At 39.7% G+C, this 23,111-nt stretch carries 29 protein-coding genes; 2 read left to right on the top strand and 27 right to left on the bottom strand.

The window, feature by feature from the left end; translation table 11 throughout:
• Positions 1-8: 8 nt before the first annotated feature.
• The 19 genes from ACE1TI_RS13495 to ACE1TI_RS13405 all read right to left on the bottom strand — a co-directional run bounded on the left by ACE1TI_RS13495 (position 9) and on the right by ACE1TI_RS13405 (position 15,019).
• Positions 9-1,079: a phage tail domain-containing protein gene (locus ACE1TI_RS13495; protein ID WP_375008106.1), complete on the bottom strand. Its 1,071-nt coding sequence runs from the start codon at positions 1,077-1,079 to the stop codon at positions 9-11.
• A 1-nt stretch (position 1,080) separates the two neighbouring features.
• Positions 1,081-3,609, bottom strand: coding sequence for a phage tail tape measure protein (locus tag ACE1TI_RS13490; protein ID WP_375008105.1), 2,529 nt, complete (start codon positions 3,607-3,609; stop codon positions 1,081-1,083).
• Between the two features lie 8 nt (positions 3,610-3,617).
• Positions 3,618-4,247 (bottom strand): Gp15 family bacteriophage protein, encoded by a 630-nt coding sequence (locus ACE1TI_RS13485; protein ID WP_375008104.1) that lies wholly within the window; start codon positions 4,245-4,247, stop codon positions 3,618-3,620.
• A 6-nt stretch (positions 4,248-4,253) separates the two neighbouring features.
• Positions 4,254-4,637, bottom strand: coding sequence for a hypothetical protein (locus tag ACE1TI_RS13480; protein WP_375008103.1), 384 nt, complete (start codon positions 4,635-4,637; stop codon positions 4,254-4,256).
• Between the two features lie 61 nt (positions 4,638-4,698).
• Entirely contained in the window at positions 4,699-5,148 is a 450-nt protein-coding gene (locus ACE1TI_RS13475; protein WP_375008102.1) for a phage tail tube protein, read from the bottom strand.
• 12 nt (positions 5,149-5,160) lie between these two features.
• Positions 5,161-5,550 (bottom strand): phage tail terminator protein, encoded by a 390-nt coding sequence (locus ACE1TI_RS13470; RefSeq protein ID WP_375008101.1) that lies wholly within the window; start codon positions 5,548-5,550, stop codon positions 5,161-5,163.
• Positions 5,551-5,561: 11 nt separating this feature from the next.
• Positions 5,562-5,909 (bottom strand): minor capsid protein, encoded by a 348-nt coding sequence (locus tag ACE1TI_RS13465; protein ID WP_375008100.1) that lies wholly within the window; start codon positions 5,907-5,909, stop codon positions 5,562-5,564.
• 3 nt (positions 5,910-5,912) lie between these two features.
• On the bottom strand, positions 5,913-6,254 hold the full coding sequence (locus ACE1TI_RS13460; RefSeq protein WP_375008099.1) for a putative minor capsid protein: 342 nt from the start codon (positions 6,252-6,254) through the stop codon (positions 5,913-5,915).
• Entirely contained in the window at positions 6,229-6,657 is a 429-nt protein-coding gene (locus ACE1TI_RS13455) for a head-tail connector protein (RefSeq protein WP_375008098.1), read from the bottom strand. Before ACE1TI_RS13455 ends, ACE1TI_RS13460 begins: the two co-directional genes overlap by 26 nt.
• A gap of 66 nt (positions 6,658-6,723) precedes the next feature.
• Positions 6,724-6,900 (bottom strand): hypothetical protein, encoded by a 177-nt coding sequence (locus ACE1TI_RS13450; RefSeq protein WP_375008097.1) that lies wholly within the window; start codon positions 6,898-6,900, stop codon positions 6,724-6,726.
• A gap of 16 nt (positions 6,901-6,916) precedes the next feature.
• On the bottom strand, positions 6,917-7,795 hold the full coding sequence (locus ACE1TI_RS13445; protein ID WP_375008096.1) for a hypothetical protein: 879 nt from the start codon (positions 7,793-7,795) through the stop codon (positions 6,917-6,919).
• Complete coding sequence (locus ACE1TI_RS13440; RefSeq protein WP_375008095.1) at positions 7,795-8,388, bottom strand: phage scaffolding protein; 594 nt, start codon at positions 8,386-8,388, stop codon at positions 7,795-7,797. The genes ACE1TI_RS13445 and ACE1TI_RS13440 overlap by 1 nt, the downstream gene beginning before the upstream one ends.
• A 124-nt stretch (positions 8,389-8,512) precedes the next feature.
• Entirely contained in the window at positions 8,513-9,616 is a 1,104-nt protein-coding gene (locus ACE1TI_RS13435) for a phage minor capsid protein (protein ID WP_375008094.1), read from the bottom strand.
• Positions 9,613-11,088 (bottom strand): phage portal protein, encoded by a 1,476-nt coding sequence (locus tag ACE1TI_RS13430; protein WP_375008093.1) that lies wholly within the window; start codon positions 11,086-11,088, stop codon positions 9,613-9,615. The genes ACE1TI_RS13435 and ACE1TI_RS13430 overlap by 4 nt, the downstream gene beginning before the upstream one ends.
• 12 nt (positions 11,089-11,100) lie before the next feature.
• Positions 11,101-12,375: a PBSX family phage terminase large subunit gene (locus tag ACE1TI_RS13425; protein ID WP_375008125.1), complete on the bottom strand. Its 1,275-nt coding sequence runs from the start codon at positions 12,373-12,375 to the stop codon at positions 11,101-11,103.
• 10 nt (positions 12,376-12,385) lie between these two features.
• Complete coding sequence (gene terS / locus ACE1TI_RS13420) at positions 12,386-13,060, bottom strand: phage terminase small subunit (RefSeq protein WP_375008092.1); 675 nt, start codon at positions 13,058-13,060, stop codon at positions 12,386-12,388.
• Positions 13,061-13,206: 146 nt separating this feature from the next.
• Positions 13,207-13,389 (bottom strand): hypothetical protein, encoded by a 183-nt coding sequence (locus tag ACE1TI_RS13415; protein ID WP_375008091.1) that lies wholly within the window; start codon positions 13,387-13,389, stop codon positions 13,207-13,209.
• A gap of 68 nt (positions 13,390-13,457) precedes the next feature.
• Positions 13,458-13,928, bottom strand: coding sequence for a hypothetical protein (locus tag ACE1TI_RS13410; RefSeq protein ID WP_375008090.1), 471 nt, complete (start codon positions 13,926-13,928; stop codon positions 13,458-13,460).
• Positions 13,929-14,578: 650 nt separating this feature from the next.
• Positions 14,579-15,019 carry a DNA-binding response regulator gene (locus tag ACE1TI_RS13405; RefSeq protein ID WP_375008089.1) on the bottom strand — a complete coding sequence of 147 codons (441 nt, stop codon included), beginning with the start codon at positions 15,017-15,019 and terminating at the stop codon, positions 14,579-14,581.
• 270 nt (positions 15,020-15,289) lie between these two features.
• Between ACE1TI_RS13405 and ACE1TI_RS13400 the strand changes: the two genes are divergently transcribed.
• Positions 15,290-15,490 carry a hypothetical protein gene (locus tag ACE1TI_RS13400; protein WP_375008088.1) on the top strand — a complete coding sequence of 67 codons (201 nt, stop codon included), beginning with the start codon at positions 15,290-15,292 and terminating at the stop codon, positions 15,488-15,490.
• Here ACE1TI_RS13400 and ACE1TI_RS13395 read toward each other — a convergent pair.
• Together ACE1TI_RS13395 and ACE1TI_RS13390 are read right to left on the bottom strand one after the other, a co-directional pair.
• Positions 15,487-16,551 (bottom strand): hypothetical protein, encoded by a 1,065-nt coding sequence (locus ACE1TI_RS13395; RefSeq protein WP_375008087.1) that lies wholly within the window; start codon positions 16,549-16,551, stop codon positions 15,487-15,489. The two genes, ACE1TI_RS13400 and ACE1TI_RS13395, sit on opposite strands and share 4 nt — an antisense overlap.
• Positions 16,529-16,732 (bottom strand): XtrA/YqaO family protein, encoded by a 204-nt coding sequence (locus tag ACE1TI_RS13390; RefSeq protein WP_375008086.1) that lies wholly within the window; start codon positions 16,730-16,732, stop codon positions 16,529-16,531. Before ACE1TI_RS13390 ends, ACE1TI_RS13395 begins: the two co-directional genes overlap by 23 nt.
• Positions 16,733-16,954: 222 nt before the next feature.
• Here ACE1TI_RS13390 and ACE1TI_RS13385 point away from each other — a divergent pair, with 222 nt between their 5' ends.
• The gene (locus tag ACE1TI_RS13385) at positions 16,955-18,667 is read left to right on the top strand and encodes a right-handed parallel beta-helix repeat-containing protein (RefSeq protein ID WP_375008085.1); all 1,713 of its coding nucleotides are present in this window, start codon (positions 16,955-16,957) and stop codon (positions 18,665-18,667) included.
• Between the two features lie 424 nt (positions 18,668-19,091).
• Here ACE1TI_RS13385 and ACE1TI_RS13380 read toward each other — a convergent pair whose 3' ends face one another.
• The 6 genes from ACE1TI_RS13380 to ACE1TI_RS13355 form a co-directional block, all read right to left on the bottom strand.
• Positions 19,092-19,322, bottom strand: a complete 231-nt coding sequence (locus ACE1TI_RS13380; RefSeq protein WP_375008084.1) for a hypothetical protein — start codon at positions 19,320-19,322, stop codon at positions 19,092-19,094.
• Positions 19,322-20,125, bottom strand: a complete 804-nt coding sequence (locus tag ACE1TI_RS13375; protein WP_375008124.1) for an ATP-binding protein — start codon at positions 20,123-20,125, stop codon at positions 19,322-19,324. The genes ACE1TI_RS13380 and ACE1TI_RS13375 overlap by 1 nt, the downstream gene beginning before the upstream one ends.
• The gene (locus ACE1TI_RS13370; protein WP_375008083.1) at positions 20,034-20,915 is read right to left on the bottom strand and encodes a hypothetical protein; all 882 of its coding nucleotides are present in this window, start codon (positions 20,913-20,915) and stop codon (positions 20,034-20,036) included. The genes ACE1TI_RS13375 and ACE1TI_RS13370 overlap by 92 nt, the downstream gene beginning before the upstream one ends.
• Positions 20,916-21,140: 225 nt before the next feature.
• A complete protein-coding gene (locus tag ACE1TI_RS13365) occupies positions 21,141-21,878 on the bottom strand; it encodes a PD-(D/E)XK nuclease-like domain-containing protein (protein ID WP_375008123.1) in 738 nt (245 codons plus the stop codon).
• Positions 21,879-21,885: 7 nt separating this feature from the next.
• Positions 21,886-22,848, bottom strand: a complete 963-nt coding sequence (locus ACE1TI_RS13360) for a hypothetical protein (protein WP_375008082.1) — start codon at positions 22,846-22,848, stop codon at positions 21,886-21,888.
• A gap of 4 nt (positions 22,849-22,852) precedes the next feature.
• Positions 22,853-23,023 carry a hypothetical protein gene (locus ACE1TI_RS13355; RefSeq protein ID WP_375008081.1) on the bottom strand — a complete coding sequence of 57 codons (171 nt, stop codon included), beginning with the start codon at positions 23,021-23,023 and terminating at the stop codon, positions 22,853-22,855.
• Between the last annotated feature and the right edge of the window lie 88 nt (positions 23,024-23,111).

Genomic DNA, 23,111 nt, shown 5'->3' with positions numbered 1-23,111 from the left:
ACACCCCTTTAAAGCGTGTATTCTTTGAATTCAAATTCTATTTCTGTATTACTTCCCATGCCTTCAACCTCAAAATCATTGTCGCCTTCTTCCAGGGATATAAGGCCGCCGTTCGTTTCTCTGAATATGGATTTATCCCCTATTTCAGATTTAACTCCATCTATTACAACAGTTGTTTCCATATAGAAGAAACTCACGTTTTCTATTTCATCTGGTGTAATATCCTGACCGTCAGGGTACTTTCTAACACCCAAACGAATAACTTTTGTATCTTCTTTTGTTGTGAATATTAATATTTGATTAAATCCGTGATTTTCAATAGATTGAAGGCTTTCATCATATTCGTGTAGCAAAAACCTAAAATCACTATCAATTTCAAGATGATAGGTAGCTCCAGGGTTTACGCGCAAAAAGTCTTTTGTCCTTATCCTTGTATCAGAATCTATTTCGCTACCTGTACTTTGCCCCAGGCTCCCTTGTTCCCAATCGTCAATGCTAGTGCTTATATATTCTGGCACTTCATATTCCCATACGCTGCCGTTTGTTGTGTTTTCCAGACGAATGCCGCCCCGTATATTCCTTAATGTTATGGTCATTGGTGTGTTCCAGGAACGGGGATTTATAACCGAATCCCCGTTATTGGTCACTGTGAAAGAAGAACTGGTGAAGGTTTGGGTTTGTTGGTCAATGGATTCTGCATAAGAAAGCCTTGATTCCAGCTCAATGGTAAAGCTAGTGAATAAAGGCGTTTCCCTGGGCATATTAAAACCGCTTGCCATCTTCACAACCCAACGTCGGTACGGTTCTTTGCTGTCGATTAAATAAAACTCTTCTTTTGACTTGAAGATACGAAAAATTTGGTTTCTGCCTTCCTCAAATTCAGCAGGAACTTTCAGCATGTCCGCTTCAATGGTAAGGATTCGCCCTTCATACCTGGTGCCCCGGTCCATGTAACCGTCAACGCCTTCAATAGTCGCCTTTTGTGTGTCGATGTCCGGGAACCCTATATCAAAATCTTTTATTCTCATGTAATTATCTAATACATAACTGTCACCGTTTTTCCGTTCGATTGTCAGCATTTTATATTGAGCCCCTTAAAACATTGTTATCAATAATCTGGTCACCTTGCATTCGGTTAATATCATCCACTAAAACAGACGCCAACGCCCGGCCATTTACAACCAAATTAATAGGTTGTGTACCACCGCCAGCGCTTCCTTTTGCAGACGCTGCAGCAGCACCGCCGACACTTTCCATGCTTCCTGGTTTTACATTTGGCTTTGCTGCTTCTGCCATTTGGTCTGCTTTCTTTAAGATGTCTGGCACACTCTTATCAAGTCCGACTTCAAAACCTTCCCCGGTATAACCGCCGATTTCCATTAATTCGCGAGAAGGTGAACGGACATCAAGTGCACCGGCAACCGCGTCTTTCACATCGTTAGCAATGCCCGTTACGGTTTCCCAAACAGCAGACGCCATTGAACCGATACCATCAATTAATCCCTGTATGATGTTTTTACCAATCTCTACAAGGTCGATGTTTTCCAGGAATTCTTGCGCCTGGTTCCAGATATCTTCTACATTGTCTTTTGCGTTGCCCATCCGTTCTTTGACTGCATCCACAAGCGCCTGGAATTTTTCTTGTACAGTGCTTAAAATATTGCTTGCTGCTTCACTTATAAAACTTTTGATATTTTCCCAGGAAGTAGAAATAAAATCTTTCACGCTGTTGTAAGTGTTGGTTGTATTGGTTTTCAACTGTTCCCAGGCGGTCCGCACATATCCAAGCACAGCTTTTACGGCACCTGAAAATATATTTTTTATCCCTGACCAAATTTGACTAAATGCGTTTTTCAAATTTTCCATGATTCCCTGGGCATGGTTTCGTAAGCTCTCAAAATCGCCCGTTACCAGGTCAAGGATTAAGAGGACGGCTCCCAGGAAAATATTTTTGATAACTTCCCATATTCCAGTGAAAAATTCGGTCAATCCCGTAAAAATTTGAGAAAGGCCATCTCGCATATTTTGGAAGTATAAAAGCACTGTGTTTACCACGTTCATGACCACTGTCATTACTGCGGTCTTTATAGCTTGCCAGATGCTGACCAGTGCTTCTTTAAACCCATTAAAAATTTCTACCGCCTGTTCCCATAAATTCTGGAACCAGGTCACTATATTTTCTACCCACAAAGGCAGGGTTTCTGTAAAAAATGCCATAGTTGCCTGCCATCCAGCTTTTATGGACTCCCAGACGCTCTTGACAATTTCTCTGAATGTCTCTGACTTCTGATAAGCCATTACAAGCCCGGCTGCTAGTGCGGCAATAGCAGCAATGACAAGCCCTATTGGTCCAGTCATAGCCGCAAAAATCGGCCCTAACCTTAAAGCAACGGATACTTTTTTAAGGATAGAGATCAACGGGGTAAGATTCTTAACCAGGTTGGCAAAAACATTAATAACCATAGCACCGGCTGTTACAACTGGCCCCAAAGCTGCAACTAAGCCACCAATAATCATGGTTGTTCGTTGTGCAGCTGGTGAAAGGTTGTCAAACCATTCTGCTGCCCGTTGCAATGCATCCAATAAAGGTGGTATTGCATCTTCTGCCAGGTTTAAAAGTATTTGTCCTATGGGTTCTAGACTGGTTGTCGCCTGGTTTTTCAGTTTGGCCCACCGTTCAGCCAGAGTCATGGTTTCTTCTGCGTTCTTTTGCACCGCGCCTTCTGAGCCTTCCAGCGCGTCCCCTAGCTTATCTAGTGAAGGAATGGTGCCATTTCTAATGGCCGTTGTCAGACGCTGAGCACCTTCTGCACCGAATGCTTCTGTTGCTATGGCTAATGCTTCTGTCTCTGTTTCTGCTTCCTGCATTTTGGTTATGGTTTTATCAAACTCTTCCCGGCTGTTCTTTCCTTCTTCGGCCCAGTTTCGAAAGGCCATATTTAAGCCAGGCATAACTCTTGAAACGGAAATACCAGACGCTTGCAAACGCCCGAAAAGGTCTGCTGATTCTTCCATAGTAAAATCAGCATTCTTTAACACAGAACCATATTCATTTAAATATCCTGTGAGTTCCCCCAGACCTACGCCATAATCCTGGGTTGCAACGAACAATTTATCCATAATGTCAGGACCATCTTCTGCCGGCCGCTGCCATTGTTCCATAGCCTGTCCAAATGCCTGAGAATTGGCAACCCCATCTTCACCAAGCGAACGGGAAGCATCTAACACGCTTCTGGTTAAATCCTGCAGCGTTTCACCGGTTGCGCCGGTATAGGTATTTAAATTCCCTAGTGCTCCGGAAACTTCGTCTGCACTGTTTGGCACGTCTTCAAATACAGTTTTAAAATCTTCTTTTAGACCTTCTAGTTCGTCCCCAGTGGTCCCGGTTGCTGTTTGGATATCTTTATATGCTTTATCCAAATCATTGGCAGCAACAAACGCTGCTGCTCCAAGTCCAGCCAGTGGCGCTGTTACATATTTCGTAAGGTTCTTACCAACACTTTTGGCTTTCTTTCCTACATTTTCAACCGACTTCTGAAAACCTTTGGCGTCTTTTTCTGCCTTATTCTTATTAAATTCTGCATCTATAACAACTTTACCGTCTGCCATGCTTTCACCTACCTTTTTGTAGGCCGCAACGATGCCGCCAGCTGGTCAAATTGTCGGTCAATGTCTTCAACGTTTTGTGTATCTTCCAGCCGGTAAATGCTTTTCAATTCCAACAAACGCTTTCTATAGTCCGCATTGTGTCTGGTTGGCGCTGGTAACTTTTCAGCACGGATTGAAACCACTTTTTTAAATTTAGAATCTTCACTTAAGCTAGAAAGCAAGGCCTTAAATTTTCTCCAATGCAGCTTTCCTTGCTGTTCGAACAGGTCCAACCCGTAGTCAAATAAAAAAGACGCATAGATGTACTCTGCGTCCTTCTCTAAGTCATATAATTTTTTTCCGTTGGAACTTGCTGCAGCTTGGTTGTCTTCTTCTTGTTCGTCTTCCTGATCCAGTTCATGAACGAAACGTTGAAATATAGTTTCAACGAATTTTGCCTTGGTCGCTACGTCCAGGGTTCTCAAGTCTTCATGGTTTATGACAAACATGTCCAGAATAATGTCTAACTTCTGCATGTCGTTGAACCGTGCATCTTTCAGTAATTCAAAAGAACGTAAAACCACGTCATAATAAAGCCCTAACTTGTATTCTTTGCCTTGAAAGGCAATCATGTCTTCATGTCGGTCTGTTAGCTTCATGGCTTATCAGCTGCTTTTTGTGTAGTATTCGGCAGCTTTCTTATTTACGTTTTGCACCTTACTATTCAGCCATTCAAAAACAGCTTCCAGCACCTGGGTAATGTTCAGCATTGATCTGCCGCTGGCTTCGTATATCGGTTTAAAAGAACCTTCACCAAAAAAGCCTTCAATAGTTTCTTCAATCGCTTTATATTGTTTATTTTCCAGCGATTTCTTTTGCTGGGCAGACATTTTGGCAATGTCCCCTTTTTTCTTGGATTCCTTATAAAACTTGTCTGCGATCTTTTCATATTTTCTTAAGCTGTCGTCATCGTAATACGCCCTGTAAGTTTCCCCGCATATTTCAAATTCATCATAGGGTTGGTCAAAATCGACTTTAATTGTCGCCATTTCGTTCACGCTCCTTTTTTTTGTTCAAAAAAAGAAAGCAGCTAAAAGCTTCCCTCTTTATTTATGATGCTGGTGTATATTCCGGTTTGCCGTTAAAGTGAATTTCAACCGTGATTTCACCTTTTGAGTTTGCATCACCGCCAGGCCCTTCAATAATGGCAATAGTGCATGGCCCTTCAAAAACTTCACCGCTTGGTAACGTCCAACGAAATTCAGTTTCGCGATCTGTCCCTATTTCCATTTGTTTAGAAAAAATATAATCCTGGGCCGCATCCCCAAAATAACGATGCCCGGAAAAAGACAAAGTAAGCTGGGCACCCATTACTGTGGTAGTTGCAAAACCTTCCCCATCTAAATATTGCGTTTGGTCTGTGTCCTCGTTTGGTGTTGGTTCAAAGTTGTTAAAACCTGCTGCCAGGCGTTCAAAAATCGTTGTGCCTTCCGTTTCGTCTTCTCCTACACCGAGTTCAAATTGATGTTTGGATTGAACAAGCAAGCCTTCATCTGCCATGCTCAAAACCTCCTATAAATAAATTTCTGCCCTAAACATGGCCGTATAAATGCTTTCGCCATGATCTGTTTCTTCAACAAAGTTTGGCAGCGTATACACTTCGCATTGATTGAAAATAAAAGAGCCGTTACAGCTGGTAATGGTCCCGTTTGTCAGTCCGTCTATTTCGTTTGTGATATCCTGCAGCGCATCATAAGCCGTTTTGTCTGTTTCGTGCCTGGTTAGAATCTGGAATTGAAACGAATGTGTTTTCTGGCCCGATACATACCGATCAGCAGCAGAACCGGGCGCCGTTCTTATAGCAATGTCATTCCCATCTTTTAGCATGCTGACAGACAAAGGGGTTTTATATAGCTGCACACTATCTTCAATATAGCTTTTCATTTGTGCTAAAAAGTCCATGTGCTACCCCCTTAAAAGATGTTTTTCGCTGTCAGTTGCATGATTTTTTCCCAGTTGCCCATTCGTTCTGCTTTTGCCGCTTCAAACCATAGCCCCTGGGCTTTTGGGTTCTTATCCTTCGAAAAGTTATATTGTGGGTTATAGTAAAGCCGCTTGGCATAAGGCGTATCCCAGATAACTTTTCCCTGTCCGGGTTCTGTGTTTCTTACGGCACTTTCCCTTAAATTGTCTTCATCCATTGGCGCATATTCGTTGCTGTCCTGCAAAATCTCCGAATCTAGCGCTTTTTGTCCTTCTTTATTTAATTGGTCGAATTTGTCTATTAAATTATCCATTTCAACGGAAACATCAAATTTCATTATCTACACCAGCCCCACTTCATAATGGTGCGGTTGTTCTCGAAAATCATAGAATTCTTTTACGCTTTCTACTTTCCATTCACGCCCATTAAATTCCACTGTTGAACCTTCTTTCATGCGGAAAAACTGGGAAGAATGCACGCGATCAATAAATAAAACGTGATCTGCTGTTACGCTTCTTTTGTCGCTGTCTCTAGTAATGCTGGTTGCAGCATCCACCCTCACACGTTCAATGTCTATAGGGGCCGGGCTGCTGCTATCGTTCCAGCCGTCCCCGTCCATCTTTTCGATATACATAATACTATGAATCAGAAGACGTTTAGGAATTGGCCGAATAGTAGGCATTGTGTATCACGTCCAAACCTTGATATAGCAATCCTGTTGGTTTTAAGTGTTCCAGGGTCGCTGGGCTTATTCTCAATTCTTGTTTGCTGGCGTTTTCCTCACCAGCTGAACCGCCATAACTGAACGCCCCTATGCTGACGTTCCCTGCTGCCTGCGTTCCTGCGTTTACGTCTTCATAACCGCCCTGCATGACATAAAATTCAACCTGGGCAGCAGTGGCTTTTTTCACTTGGTTCTGCAGAAACTGGGCCAGACTTTTAAAATCTTGATTAACTATTACAAAATTGGTTGCCTGGTCTATGACATCACTAGCGCGTTCTATGAATCTTTCCAGCTCGACTGTGTCTGTAATTTCTGCACCCTTGTAGTCGTTTTTATAATAATCTGGGTCAATATATCCCATAGTCTTAAAACCTCCGAAATTGAAGCACTAATACACATATTTTTAGTAAATAAGAAAACACCCCTTTTAATTCTGGGATGCTTTCTCGTCTTCTTTTGGCGCTTCTTTCTTGGTCTGTTTCTTGGTTGTTTTCTTTGCTGCAGAAGGTTTTTCTTCAACCTTTTTGAAACCACGCGCTTCTAGTTCTTTTGCTCTTTGCGGGTCTTCGGTAGTATAAACAACGTTTTCTTTCTTAAACTTCATTCGTTATTACCTCCCATTAAGCTCCGCTTTCTTCTGTAGAAAGAATAATGCCATCTGTTTTGTTCTTCATCACAAACAGATCATGATACATGCGGTTTTGATATAAATAGCCGTCCCCTTGTGTGTGTTGTCCTGGTTCAAATAGGAAAACAGTGTTTAGTTTTGTTTTCGCAACTATAGATCCTCGATTGACAATAACCCAATTAATGGAGAGACCAGACGCTTCAAAACCACTATCGAAAGTGTGTTCAGTACTGAAACGTTCAGCATCCCATACTTCCACCAAGCGTACGCCGTCCAGGGAAGTCACACGGGTTTCAATGGCTGTTCCTTCGTTTTGCACGTTAATGTTTCGGTTAAAGTCTGGAGAACGTTCTAGGGCATCCATTGCTTCACTAGATAGATAAGCAATCAAGTTAGAAGGTCCGTATTTACGCACTTTCAAAATGTCTGCTTTTAGACGCTCATAAACAGAACTAGCAGAAACGCCTTCTTCTGTGTTGTTCCCCTCATCCAGTGCTTTAGTGGCCATTTTAGAAAAACGATAGGCATCAACCTCTGGCCCTGCTTTCTCTGTAAGGAAAACGCGTGTAATGTTTGCAGCACTGGCCGCCTGATTACTTTCATCTACGTCCATACGGTCAACAAAGAATTCCACATCACGATCAAAACCCAAAGTATATGGTTCATGTGTCACTGTTACGTCCCCGCGATTGAAACCACCGCTGCGGCTATGATCTTGATAGCCTGTTACATCAATAGAAGGCACATGAAAAGTTTGAGCTCCCATCCAATTAACCTGTGGTGTTTCCAGGTCACTGGTCAACGTTGCTTGTGTAATCACCTGATCTAGTTCTGTTTGATATTGTTCAGCATAGTTAATAGCGTTTGCCATTAGTCATTTCCTCCTTTTAACCCTAAACCAGCAACAAATGGATCAATATCTCCTGTTTTCTGATGCTGGCCTTGTGAAAATTGTGGTGGTTCTCTATGTTGCTTCTGTTGCTCACTTTCTTGCTGTTCTGCTTCAAACAAGAAAGGATTTTCTTCTTTCACCTTTTTCAGTTGCTCATCAAGCCCCTGTAGCTGGTCCTCTTTAAATTTAATGTCATCCAGGTTTAGCAAAGATTTCACCGCCGTTGTATTCCTTGCCTTGGATTGTGAGAGTGCATTTTCCAAGGAATGGTCAAATGCCTGTTGCTGAATCTTTTGTTCATACTGTTCTTTGGTGTTTTTATTTTCTTCCTGCAGCTTTTCAATTTGCTGCTGCAGCTCTTCGTTTCCTTTGGCTTGTCCCTTCAAGTCGTTTAACTGGGTATCACGGTCTTTCAGCTGTTTTTTCATTTCCTTGTTGTCATTGTTCACCTGGTCAAACTTCTCTTTTGGGAACCAGTTACCATCAGAAACGATTGCTATTTTATGGCTATCACCAGCCTTTTCCATGACTTTGTTGTAAAGCTCTTCACCAAGCAATTCTTTTAAGTCCATCTACTTCACGCCCCTTAATGTTTTTTCGCATGTTCACCTCATGCCTGGGTTTCGTTCAGTTTGGCGCCGAACCTTTAAAATGCGCATAAAAAAGCGCCTGGTAAGTCTCATACCAAGCGCTGTATTAATATACCTGTTCACGGTTTCTTCTTCTAGTCCGGCCAGTATCCTTAATAAACTTACGCATCTTAGCTTGTCTGTCAAAAATGCGCTGGTTGGCCAGCTTCACACCTTCTTCATCACCTAACGCTTCCATCATGCGTTTCTCTGTCTTTGCATTCCTTATGTCTCGTTCCATTTTCCGCTGCCGCTGCGATCTTTTATAAGCAGCATCATTTTCTTTCTTGTTTTTCGGCTGGTACCTTTTACGAGACAGACCAGGAAAATAAGGGTAAAAAACATGATGACAGTTAATTCCCCTTAATCCGTCTGGTTCTCCTATGCTAGTAGAAGACAAGGCCGGGAACTGCTTACTGTCGCCACTGCGGCTGTAAACCTTGCCTTGATAAGGTGCGCATTTCGGCCTAGCACCCATATGCGAGCTAGTTTGTATTAAATCCTGGCCCCATTGGTCAAACCTATGATCTTGCATTTCATTCGTGACGTTGTTTGTTGTGCTTCGAATAACGGTTCTGACGTATCCTTCCGCACCCCACTCACGGCCAGCACTATCAATTAAAGCTGGTACGCCATTATGTGCCCAGCTTCTAACAGAATCCCTTAATGCTTGCTGTGGGGTTTTTATTCCTGCAGTTACACCGGCAACGGTACGATCTAAAATCCTTCTGTAAACTTCTTCTGATTGATCTATTAAGGTTGCATTTGTTTTATTAAAAATGTCTTCTGCCTGTGCCTGGTAAGCACCGAGAATGTCAAACAGACGTTCACTTGACTCTGGTGTGCCAGGGTTATTTAAATCAGCTCCCCGTTCAAGGGCATTTTCCAGCATGCTTTCATTCTCTTCAATGCCTTCAAAGCCCGCTGTTTCAAGTGCTTTTCTGACTTCTTCCCTGGTCTTGCCGCTGCGTTCTTCGATAACTTTTATATTATCTTCTGTCAGCAACCCAAGTTGTTCGATCTTTCTAACTTCCCAATCCTTTATGTCGCTGGAATCACCAATTTCACCAGCTAAACGCCTTGCAATTCGTTCCAGCATTTCTGCTTGCATCCCATTATAAATTTCAATAACAGGCTGTGAGAGTTCTTCCAGACGTTCTTTATTTATCATCCAGCATTACCTCCAAACATCTCGTCAATGTCTGGGGTTCTGGTGCGCTGTTCCTCTCTAATTTCCTGCAGCATCTGTTCAGCTTCTTCTTCTGTTATCTTTAACACGCGCATCATAGCTTGTTTTGCGCTCATTAAACCGCCGTTTTTTAGCTTTAAATAATAATCGGCGTTGCTGTTTCTGTCTTCTGCAATGCTGTCATCAAAGTCAACACTGACTTCAAAGTCTACTGGTACCGGGAACAGGCTATAAAGACCTGCAACGTCTGCAATGGTTGTGATTAATTGTTTTACTCCTTCTTCTATAACAGTTTCATGGCTATTTTTGGTTCTGAATGTCTTCGAATTTTCGCTTACAACCTCCGTTGCTGTTTTTACTCCCTGGCCGTCAAAGGTAAAGGTTCCAGCAGAAAAACCCGTTTGCATCGAAAGAAGATCCAGAAGTGCTTGAATAGCTGCAATATGTTCTTCAACCCGTATTTCTACGGAAATGTCTTTTACTTCATTTGAATCCTGGTCAAAATTAAAGGCCTGGTAAACTTCGTCGTTTGCATCAAAGTACCTATGCATCTTGCCGGTTTGCGAATCCACCACTGTTTTAACAGCTGTGTGAGGTACTAATATTCGTTTCTTTCCTAGCCTAAATTCACGCATAAAAGAATCAAATGCAACGTCTAACGCTTGTAATGTGTCCAGTGCATTAGCATAGACAGAAATGCCCAAAGGTGATTGTGTATCAAAGTTGTTTGCAATGTTGGGTTTGACATACACAAATAAAGGTCGAGAAAGGTTATTTATTCTCGTTTCTGGCTGTAGATTTGGGTACAACTCACCAAGGTTTACTTTCACACCCATTTCTGTGCGATTATCCGAACGGTAAAGCTCGTTTAAAATTACATATTCTTCTCTTTCCCAGGTATGCCATTCCAGCAAGGTATAATATTTATCACCCTTACGTGTTTGGTTTACAAAGAGTCCTTCATCTATCCCCTGGGAAGAATGAGAAACAGGTATAAAACAATCTGCTGTTACGTAACTAATACGAATTCCAGCTTGATCTGCATAGACTTTTAGCACCATCCCACCCAAAGCAAAACAATACTCTAAATATCTTTGAAACTGCCCATAAAACTGATTGCTTTTTAGAACTTCATAAACATTGTCAGAAAAAGTTTCATTTGAAATATTTATCTTACACTTTTCATTGAAAACCAGCTTGGCCAGTTCATCTGCTATTACCTTGGGCATATTCAAGGTTTGCATGCGCCTGGTCCGTTCGCCGTTAATAGTATGATAAAAGACTTTATGGAAATCCTCATAATAGCCTTTATATAAGGCATTCCAGACGTCTATTTTTTGGTAAAACTCTTCATCAGCAGCAACATCTTTATGTTGTGTTACTTGCTTTATACCGCTAATAAGACCCATTTTATAAAGCACCTCCTTTATCTTTGTAATGATGTTTCGGAACATGCTTTCACCGCCTTACATTTTCAGCTGGATTTTTTGAAGATTGTCATTAACGTAATACATAAACGCATCGACAGTATGATCATTTTCCTTAATAACCTTTGGATCATCAGTTTCTAATGTTTCAATATCCCATTGATATTTTTTGTGCTCTTCATAGAAGATTTGGTTGTTTTCGTTTTTAAGCATAAAAAAACGCCCCTGGGCTAATAAGTCCTGGACGTTCTCAATCATATTCACTTTTTTCTTTTTAGCTATCGGATGAAGCCGTACGCCGTAATCTTTGAAGTATTGGTTTCTTAAAGCACCTTCAGCACTGTCTATAGTTAGCTGATCAATGTGCTTTTTATATAAATCTGTTTGCTTGGTGATAAATTCATTTAGGTCATCTGAAAACTCGCTGGGTGCTTTCTTGGTTGTTTTGTTTGCTGGTGAATAGTAATAGGTATCAAGCAAGTAAACATTCAGTCGCTTAGAAAGTCCCAAGGCCAGGAACGTGGTTGCTGACGTTTGATAACCAGAATCTATAGGGATATCGATCAATAACAAATCATCGTTATCTGGCAGCTGCTCTACCCATTGGAAATGGTTTATGTTGTAAACCATATCCCCCAAACCGATAACTTGCCCGTCATACATCCAGGCCCAGTATTCATAATCAGTTTCTTTGTATTTTTCGATCTTCCTTAGCATCTGGGAAGACAAGAACCCTTTTTCATCTTCCTGGTATGTTGAATGATGCAGAAAATAGTCAGGATCGTTTGCTTTACTGTCTCTCCACTCATTCACCCAGTCATAAGGGTTCCTAGGGGGATTGTATGAATAATAAACCTTAACCTGCTTATCTGCTCCCAGGTCTTCACGGATGAATGTATCTTCTACCGTGTCAATGTCCTCCACACCGCTATATTCAGCCAGTTCTTCAAACCATAAGGCCATTACATATCCTACTGCAATTTTTGCTGATTTAAGCTTCTGAGGGTCATCTACGCCGTAGAAATAAAAGGCAGTCTGCGTTCGCTTGTGAACAATCTTTAATGGCGATACCATGAACCTGAATTCATCTTGAATACTTAGCATATAAATGGCCCATTTAATTTGCTCATATACCGAGCCAGACAAGTATTTTGCAACTTTCCGTAAACAAACAACATTGCCCTGGTCATCTTCTAGGAAGTCTGTCACTAGCTTTAATGATATGACAGACGACTTCATAGAAGATCGGCCGCCAGACAATATAGAAGCTGGTTTCTCGTTCAGCCAAACGGAGTAGAAATTAGGATTAATCATGTCTATGATGTCAACGGTCTTCGTCACTGTCTCCGGCACGTTGCATCATCTCCTTTTTCATGGCTTCCTTATCGTTCACTATTACAACACGAGAAGTACCGTCTTCCTCATTCTTTGTTTCGGCTTTAAGTTTGTCTGTTTCTGCTTTGGTCTTATTAATGGCAGCTTGCATGCGTTCTGCTTCAAGTTTTCTTTCATCATCATAATTCGTTAGTTCTACAAATTGCTTTAACATACTTCGAAGCTCACCCATTGCCCGGCTTTGGGCATTTAAAAAGTTCGCCTGTTTATCCCAAGCGAACTGAATTTCCCATTCTCTTTTATCTGTTTCAAATTTATCGTTTACCACAGATTCTGTTTTCTTGATCTCCTTTGTCAGATCATCTTTGTTTTCAACATGCATGATCTGCTGCGACCTCATAATCTGTGCAAACTGCATCTTAATATTCATCCAGAGCATATCAACAGGTGAGACATCATTTATTTGACTAACAATATCCATTGTTTCTTTAGGAAGGTATTTGGAAAACAATCCATGTGTTTGGGCATTCGAGTTCCTTTCAGGAGCACCACCTTTTGCACCATGTGAGTGACAAACATCCCATCCTGCCTTAGCCCATCGTTTACATTGTTCACCGTTTCGATTTTTTGCTTTGCACCTTTTTTTATTATTGTTTCGGGGCAACTACATCACCACCCACCTCCCGATCCATGGGGTTGTTTTGGAGCAAAAGAAAAATTAATCTATGATATTTTTCACTGGAAATACGCCATAGAAAAGTACAAATAAAAAAGACTGCCAATATGGCAACCTTATCAATTATAGTGCTTTCAAACTTGCTCAGTGTAACGTTTATGAGATTTTGTATTCCTTTTTCTAGCCCCTTTTCTATACAGGGCATCGAACTTACGTTTAGCTCTTCTTCTTACCACTATTGGGCGCTCTTTATCTTCAACAATGTCCTTTAATCTTGATAATTCATCATAAACTTCTCTGGAAAATTTCACTGTCATTTAATCACCTCAAAACAAGTGATATATTTTTATATCTTATGTTAATCTTATAATTCATGATTATGTATTTATTCACTATTTTTTCCGTTCTCAACATCAGCCTCCTTCATTTTATCACCAACATTATCTGTCATATAGTTACTTTCCCACTTTTGGATATACGTTAACCCTGCATAACCAGCTAATGTAGAGGTTAATATTAACGAGAAATTATTATTTGCACCAGAAATTTCAAAAGCACATTTAGCAACAATACCTGTTCCTACACCAATCAATAAATCCCCAAAAAAACCTGGATATAACACCAATGACTCCGAATATTTATTAGCTCCTGTTTTGATTCCTATTAAATATAAAAAGAACTGAAAAAAAATTAAAAACTTACCTTTAAACCCTCGTTTGTCTTCTACAACAAAATCAATCATTACAGAAGGAAATTCAATCATATTCCCTCTTTTAAAATGACCAATTAAAGCCCCAATCAGACTAAACATAACCGGAACCCAAAAATCTTTAATTAAATCAGAAAAAGTGTACATTTTTTGTCTCCTATAATCATTTTACGATAGCAGAAAGAATACGTCTACTCGAAACGTATTCTACAAATGGTGAGAATTTCCTCCAGTATTAATCTTATTAGCCCCCTAACACATTGGACACGAAATATTGCTTTACATGGAGAAGTTAAGCATGATAGGCTGCTGACCCACGGCAAATCGTACTAGTTCTTTCTCAAAATTTGCCTCTTTGCCGTTACTTCATGCTTAACAGAGGCTCCATGTCAAGCAACTCTAGTTAATTTACGTTGTCCAAACAAAGGGGTTAATCCGTAATTTATAAAACATTTTCTTATTGAAAAACTAAGCAATGTAATGCTATTGGTTCCCTCTAAGGGGGGATTAGTATGACTAAATTTTTTATCTTCGTACTAAGTAAATAGCGAACAGCGTTCTGCCAAATGCCTTTTTCCTACGTTTTAATGATAAGGGAACGGTAGCGTGGCTGGGTTGAGTATACACTCTTCCAAAGCTGCGCTAATTAAATAAATTTTAATAATAAACAAATACCAACGAAGTGCTTTTCAACATCTTATTACTTATTTTAATAAGAAAGACCCGAAAGGGTCTCAATGATTGATATTCTGTTTTTAACTGAAGTCTCAACGTCCGCCCCGCTCCTGCCTCCCATTTTAACTACATTGTTTTTCATTTGTCATCTTTCGGGAAAACTGTGCAAAGTGTGCAATCCTGTACACTATTGTTTCCTTAATATTATAAATATGGCGTCTGGATAACCCCATATGTTTACTTATTGCTATCATGCTCATGCCATCCAACATACACTCTAGGACAGCTTTTTCACGCTCATTTTCTATTACAGATATCCTCTCTTGAATGAACAAAACTTTCTTTTCAAGCTTTCGGATCCAAGTATGTTTTTTGTCACGGCGAACGACTTCTTGAGCGACTGGATCACCGGTCTCTCCTTGTGGTTTAGGCATAGTGGATTCAATACCTGATTGAGCAACCAGTTTTGTTCCTGCGTCCCCTAATAACCCACGCTGTCTTTTTATTTCGTTAATCATCCAGGAATAGTCCCTTAGAGCATTCTCAATCTGTCGCTTTTCCATCCTTAACACTCCCCCAACCAAAATATTTAATGCATCGCTGAAAAGGACAAAGACACCCGTTTATGAGCCACACACAGTTTTTACAGTGATCGTCTGCTACTATCTTTTTCATGACTATCCCTCCTAAAAAAAGAGGACGCCAAGATCCACGGTTCAAAACCGCAAATCAAAGCGTCCTCCAGTGGGCTGGTAGAACAAAACAAATATGTGTGCATATTAATATTAACAGTGATATAATTTTATTAATTACAAAGAGGGAGGGGGAAACCTTTGAAAAAGTTATTTGCAACTATATCAACCATTAATCTTTTTGTGCTAATTACTTTACTGTTAACAATTGTTATTTTTGGTATTGCACAAATTTTTCTTCCTTATAATATTTTTATCTTAATAACTATATCATTAGGAGTTAGTTTGGTGATTATGTTCAAGTGGGTAAAAGTGCAGCCACCAGATTATTTGAGTAGTTAATCATTTTTTTCTTCTTGTTCCCCAGTGTTCTCAAACTCTTTGACCTTTTCTTTTTTCTGAACTTTTTCGATAGCTTTCACAAATTCTGATGGCTGAGTCATTTTCAATTCTTCAGAACTTGATTTTAAATCTTCACGAATGTTATCAGGTACTTTGCCTTCATTTTTTCTTTCTTTAATGTACTTTTCTATATATCCCACAACTCCTCCAGATTCAAATTGAAAGAAAGGCGTTTTGACCTTCCCTCCTATTATTGAAAGAATAACAACACAAGTCCACACTATATTATAGAGATTATCAATAATTTCTGTTAATCCTGGTGATTGAACTGAAATTTTTATTTCCAAATCATCTTTACCACTCTTTATTTTGTTTACCTCAATCAAGCTGTTAAGAAAAGTCACCAAAGACCTCGCTTCAATGTTCTCTGCACGCTCTATTTGAAATGTCGCGTAACACTTCTCATCTTGTATGTACATATCAAACATTGCCCGATTTATTAAATCCTTATAGTCATTTGCTGAAGTAATCGTATGATGAGAATATACTAGTAAATACAATTTTGGGTCTAATTGATCTTTAGATAAAGGTTTAATCCACTTAACCCATTTTCGTTTTCGATAAGGGCAAATCCCCTCTTCTTCTAATTCAAAAAGCTGTTCAAAAGCAGATTCATCATTAATAGGTAGATCGGCTTCGTAATAGTCATCAGAGATTACATATCCACAATGAAGATATCTAGAGTTCTTAGATGGAACTAGTACTACATCACCCTTCTTTATCCCCTCAATAAAACGTAAAATTTGTGTTTCTACATATCTTGGACGACTTTCTTTCTTGTAGTTTTCTCTTACTAGGTCTTCAATTGAAATGTTGTCTTTAATTCTCTCTCTTGTAATTTTGTTCCATCCGATACCTATAAAATTTTCATTAACAAATTCTTCATAATACTCCCCACCATTAGTCCTAACGAGCCAGTAATTAATATTACTGTCCACTTTAGGCAACTCTTTAATAATTTCTTCAATTAAATTAATTTTAAAACTCCTCCCCTTCGTCATATTTAACCCTCTTCACCTTCCCCTGGTGCGTTACTATTTTTGTTTCACCGTAATCCGGTAATTCTGTTAATCTAGCTCGTCCATTACACACCACAATAGCAAAAGAGGAATTTTTATCCATTATATCAATATTTAGTTCTCCTGTCCTAGGGTTTATATCGATATTTTGTAATCTTTTCATGACAACCTTCCCCTTATTTATTTTTTAAACGGTATTATAATATCTCTTGTAGTTATTCTACTATTCAGTATCGTCATCGTCCCCTTCAAAAACCATTCACATCATAGCGCTTTTCTGTATAGGCCTTTATTTGTTTTTTGAAAATTACGGGGAAAATCTGAACTATATATTTAGAAAAAAATAAATTGATAATAAAAATAAATAATACTGAGGGTGTACAACATGAATGAATTTAGAAGAAAAATGAAACCACTTTCACTTAGAAAAAAATCTTCTTTGCAAAAAAAAGTAAATTCTACTACTAAGCATAATTTAAATGAGACAATGCCACCGAAAAGTTGTGATTTTTTTCCACCAAAATTGATTGGACCACCTGGACCTCCAGGGCCACCCGGTCCGCCAGGTCCTCAAGGACCACCTGGGCCTCAAGGTGAGCAGGGGCCTCAAGGTGAGCAGGGACCTCAAGGGCCAGGCGCTAGCTTGTTTACTGACCAAGCCAGTGATACTGTTTCCCTTTTACCTACTGGAACAGAAATATCCCTTGAGCTCCCACCCTTAAGCACACTTGAAGGGGAAAGTATAAAATTAGATTCCACTTTTAGGCTTTTTTTCGAAACCAATATTTCTACGAACTATAGTCTCAACATTTCTTATAACTTAATAAGAGAGGGGGAGGAACCTGAAATTCTCGTAAGTAATCCGCTAATCCAGCAACAAGACCTAGATACTAGTTTATCAACTAGTGGAACGTTGTATCCTAGTTTAAGTTGGGTAGATACTCCCCCACCTGGAACTCATAATTACCGGATTGTAATTTCAGCTACAACAGCAGAAAATATATCCACTTTAGAAGTGACAAATAGGACTTTAAATGCTGTAGCCCAAATTACTTCAGATCCATTTAACATCTATGTCCAAGCAGGTGCACAAACCGGGAATGGCTCATTAGAACACCCATTTGGAACTATTGAGGAGGGAATGAACGCTGTTGCTGAAGGAGGTACAGTTCACATTCTACAAGGTACCTACAATATCGATACACAACTAATTGTCACGAAACCTATGACTTTACTGGGGCATCCAACAAATCCTCTCCCACAAATCATATTTAGTCCCGATACAGACGTTGATGGACTGGTTATAGAGTCGGATAATGTTATAATTGACAGTTTACATTTGATTGCAAATAGGAATGTTACATCACAAAATGCCATTATTAGAGTCCCGCTAAGAACAACCTCACCGATAACACTCTACAATAACATTACCGTTCGTTCTTGTATCATAGAAGGAACAACTCGTAGTGGGTATATTTGGTGCCAAAATATTACCGTTGAGGATAATGAATTTATTCACAATCCAGTAATCATAACTCAAAGCCTAAGGTTTCAATTAGTACGCGGAACAACAAATGTGCTAAACAATACGTTTCAAGGAAGCGATACAAGTTTAGGAGCCATTGTATTTGAGCCAAATATAGTATCATGGCGAACATCTGGCACAATTAATGTGACAGGAAATATTATGACAAGGTTTACCCAGTTTGTTAATTTTTTTCCTCATCTTGATGGAATCACAAGTTTAACCGTCGAAAATAACAATGTGGATCACCAAGATCGTTCCGGAAATTCTGTCATCTTTTTTTCGCGTGTAGACTATTCATTAATGGATCAAATTTTGATCCAAAATAATTCCATAGTTAACCCTCATGGAACACGTTTAGCAGTATATTTCTTAAGATCTGGTGATGGGAATTTCGTACCGAGTGAAGATCAAATTCAAGTGTATTTTAATACATTTAACTTTCCAAATGGTTATGGTAACCCTTCAACAGATACCGTCGATCCTGAATTCCCGGTAGGTTATAACAACAATGCAAACCCTATAGGTATGACCTTAGACGTGTTTGATCTTCAAGGAAACGTTAACGTGTAATTAAATTTCTACTGGTACTGAAAGTTCTTTAAAGTGAAACTAATATTTATTATAAAAAAGAGATATCATCAAGCAAACAGTTCCACCAATAACCGGATTAACCCCTTTGTTTGGACAACGTAAATTAACTAGAGTTGCTTGACATGGAGCCTCTGTTAAGCATGAAGTAACGGCAAAGAGGCAAATTTTGAGAAAGAACTAGTACGATTTGCCGTGGGTCAGCAGCCTATCATGCTTAACTTCTCCATGTAAAGCAATATTTCGTGTCCAATGTGTTAGGGGGCTAATAAGTAACACTATGGGTGGAACTTGTTTTTGTCTGCCTGTTAACGCTTAATTTAGTACCCCCTCACTGAGAGTGCTATAATATGCTTATTTACTGCTGCCAAATAGTCTAACGGTAATCTCTATCCCTTTCCCTACTTTATCTAAAAAAATCGTCCATTGCCTTCTGCTCAATCCTTTTGTTATATATTGAATCCAAGCTCATTTCTCGTTTACCCTCAGTGATTTCATCCCCCCCCATTATTCTTTTCTTAATATTACGAAGTTTCTCTTCATTACTTTCTAACATTCGAAGTAAATGCTTCCTTCGAGCTTCTTTAGCATGTTTAGGTCGTTTTCTTGGTGGAAAATAAATTGCAGATTTAAGCATTAAGCCATCCCCTCCAATCTGTGATTTAACTGAAACTTATCACCCTGAATTAATACCAGATAGTCTTTGCACATCTCATAAATGCGAGTTGCTAACGCTTCATCAACTTCGACAAGTTGATCTATAGGCAGTTCAGAAGAGATAAGAACCGGCATGTGATTCAAATAACGATGATTAACGACAGCATAAGTCTGTTCAATTTGCCAGTCGGTTGCGCGGGGCTTTTTATCTCTACCAGTTGGTTTGAACAAATCATCGATAAAGAGCACATTTGCTGATTTCATGCGTTCTATTTTTTCTTCTAGCTTGTCGAAGTCATCTTTCAAGTCATTAAAGCCTTCTACATAAGGGAAATACAGGACAGGCACTTGTTTTTTTCGAATCAAATTATTTGCTATCGCTGTTAGCAAATGAGTTTTACCAGCTCCCGGCTGCCCCAACAAAGCAATACTATTCTTGCGCTTGCTTTTTATGTGTGTGAAGTTTTGGAAATAACTTAGAGCACATTCATAGGCTCCACGTATCAACTCCGGCTTTCCCTTAGTCCGGAAATTCTGAAATCCTAGTTTTCTAAACTCTTCTGTTATCTCGCTTGACCGCATAAGTTTGTGCGTTCTCCTCCACTCAATGCAGCTGCACTGGACCCAAACTTCCATTCCATTTCGTTCAGCAAGGTATCCAGTTTTATCTTTGCATTTTGAGCAGTCATAATTACGCTCTTTTTCCAGGTCTAATCCACCCGACCTGGCCGCCCGTGATGGATCTTTTCTGACTTCCTCTGCTCTGGCTCGAAGCTTGTCCATCATTTCTTGAAAACTTGTTCGAGCTTGCTGCATTTACAACAGCCTCCCTTCTTTGTTTTTCAGCATAATGGTTAGACAAAATTATTTTTTTGCAGTAACCAAGGGATGTGATTTCATCTCCATTGTATTTTGGTTTAAAATTTTCAAAGGCCTGTTTAATGCCGGTTATGGCTTCAGTGGTAGAAACCCCAGCTTCTAAAATCGTTCTTGCATGATCATAATCGGAGGCCCTGGGAGGCAAGCCCGGCTTCCCGCGATATGCCATGAATGTATCTGTTATTTGATCTAGCTTATTTTGAAACTCTTTCTCTTTCGCGCCCACGTTATCAACAACAACGTTGTATTGTCCCTGTAGTGTCTCTGTATTGTCTTTATTAGAGTGGTCATTTTCGGCACCCTGCGTGCCATTTTTGGCACCCTCTGTTTCATTTTCGGCACCCGTGCCATTTTTGGCACTATCAGAGTATTCATTTTTGGCACCCCATTTTTTTGATTTATTCACGGTGATAATATGTCCGTATGGGGTTCGTTTCAAATGAATATAGTTCTCGCTTTCTAATTTTTCGAAGTTTCGTTTTACTGTAGATTTTCCTATTCCTAAATCCTTTGCCACATCACTATAAGAAATTGGAGATCCACCAAGAACGATACCCGACTTTTGTCCATCCTGGCCCGTTTCACTGGTGACTCGATCGATACACCAAAGGAACTCCCATAGTGCTACACCGATCCGTTTTTTGTGATATGGAGTGAGTAAACCGGAATAAACTCGAAAATACGTGTCGGGCACCGTTTCACCTCCATTATTCGTTGTTCATGTAATCAACATTTCCTGGTATTAGTTCATGATGATGTTCAAACAAAAACTTCCCGACTTTATTCCTTTTTTGATTTCAATATTCTTAATCATGATAGTTTTCACGTAATGATGGGTATACTTTCTACATAGCCACCTCCGGTTTCTGCACCTCCAGTTAGCAAGAAACATTACCGGGGGTAGGTGATTCATACATCTTCAGTAAATCAATTCCCCAATTTCCATGGTGTCTGTCATTTTCTTCGTCTCCCTGCAATAAGCACACTTCTCACAACGTTCTGGTGGTTCTTCCTCGTTTTTTACTTGAAGCATTCGCTCTATCATCGCCTCTGCGTATTCCAGCTCAAAATCAAAGCGTGATGGCTCCATATGAAGCACAGCTTTATTGGGTGGGTTTTCTTTAGTAACAGTCACGACATACGGTGTGTAATACACCCCTAAGTTTTTAAATAATATCTCTCTATAAATTGCCATCTGAAAAACGTAATCCCAGGCTTCCATGAAGGATGTCCAGCTTTCATACTTAGAAGACCAGTAACGTTTATATAAATCTTGCGTTGTCTTCAGATCAGTAAAAGTTTTCCGATCATGATTAATAGAGTCTACTTTTATTTTCCATGTGGTTCCGAACAGATCAGCTGTAAAAACTTTCTCTTTTTCCCCTTCAATGGCAAACATGGCAAATGGATCTTTTTTTACTGCTTCAATCATGCGGTCTGCTGTTTCAAAATCTGCATATTTCCCACCTCGTTTTTTAAAAATCATGCCGTTGTATTGTTCCTCAACTTCTCTAAGAGCTTCTGTACTCTCAAACGCTGCATGAACATAAGAGCCAACAACTAAAGGCGTGGAGATTGGGGGAGTATACTCCCCCTTAATCTCTGCCAATGTTCGCGCTTCACACTCCAGGAAGCTCTTAAATTGAGAGACAGACATGTATTTTTTATTCGCTGTCTTCGAATGGTAGTGTTTCGCCTTCAAATTCAACTGTTGCTCCAGCGTGGCCATTAACTGTTACCTCCTCTTTATCTTTTTTCTTGTTTTCCTTTTTGGAAGAGGATTTTTTATTTTCTTTTTCTTTAGAATCACCGTCTGACTTGAAATCTTTTGTTAGAGAACTCTCTTTTTTGCTCTTTGCTTCCTTGTTGAACCAATCATCAGCCTTGCTCATGCCATCTTTAAGAGAGTTGAATATTTTAATAAGTTCTACATAATCGTGTTCCGTGAAAGCATCTGCGTTATAGCCAAATCGATCTTCAATTATTTCCTGTGTAACTCTGTATTTTTCTTTAAACGCTTTTAGAGCGTTGTTTATCCGTTCTTTTAAAGGCTTATCGCTGTTTCCTTTAATAGTGTCGTTACACTGGGCAATGGCCTTTTCTACGATATCACCTGGAATAACTCCTAAGATACAAGCACGTACTCTTCTAGCTCCGTCATTTGCTACTTTTTCGTAGATATCACGAGGATCTTCCAGCTTTTTAATTTTTCCTCTTGCTTTCATGCTGTGCTTTACCGTAAAAGTTTTTTCCTGCCGCACGTTGGTTTCTAAGTCCCAGGCATAAGCCATAGCTGTTGATTCCCCTTCACGTTGTTCCAGTTCCTTTACGCCAAAGGAGAGATTTCCCCAGTTTTGAGCAAGAACTTCAGCTAAACGGATTGAAGGACCTTCCACCCTTGTTCCTCCTCTTGGGTATTGATAAATAGCGACTTCTGCTAAAGACGGACGCTTACAGTTGTCTAAAATACGTTGCTCCGATTGAAAGATATTTCGAGGAAACTGCTTGGCCATAAAAATTTGCCCTTTTACTTCTTCCATTTCACGACTGCTGGAAGACTGATCCATGATACTCCCTTGTCCCTGTGGCTGCGCTTGATTATCAAACTGCTGAGTTAACTGATTCAAAAGATCACGCTCCTCTACGGCTATTTAATTCCATATATTTTTGAAACTGCTCTTTTGTATCGAAACGGAAGAAAGGCTTCCCTGTTTTGGAATAAGCAATCTTTCCCCCTGCTTGTCCTAACCTCCATATATCAAAAGAATCATTGCTTGCTGTTAATTCTCGATAAGGTTTCAATATATTTCCTCCTCCTGTTCTTGCACTTTTATAGGAGACTTAGCTATAATGAATATATAAGGTTGTGTGAAATTCCTCTCTTTTCGCC

The organism is Alteribacillus sp. JSM 102045 (assembly GCF_041949975.1).
Lineage (GTDB): Bacteria > Bacillota > Bacilli > Bacillales > Marinococcaceae > Alteribacillus.
Note: the sequence above shows the minus strand (reverse complement) of the source record. Positions and strands in the feature narration are given on the sequence as shown.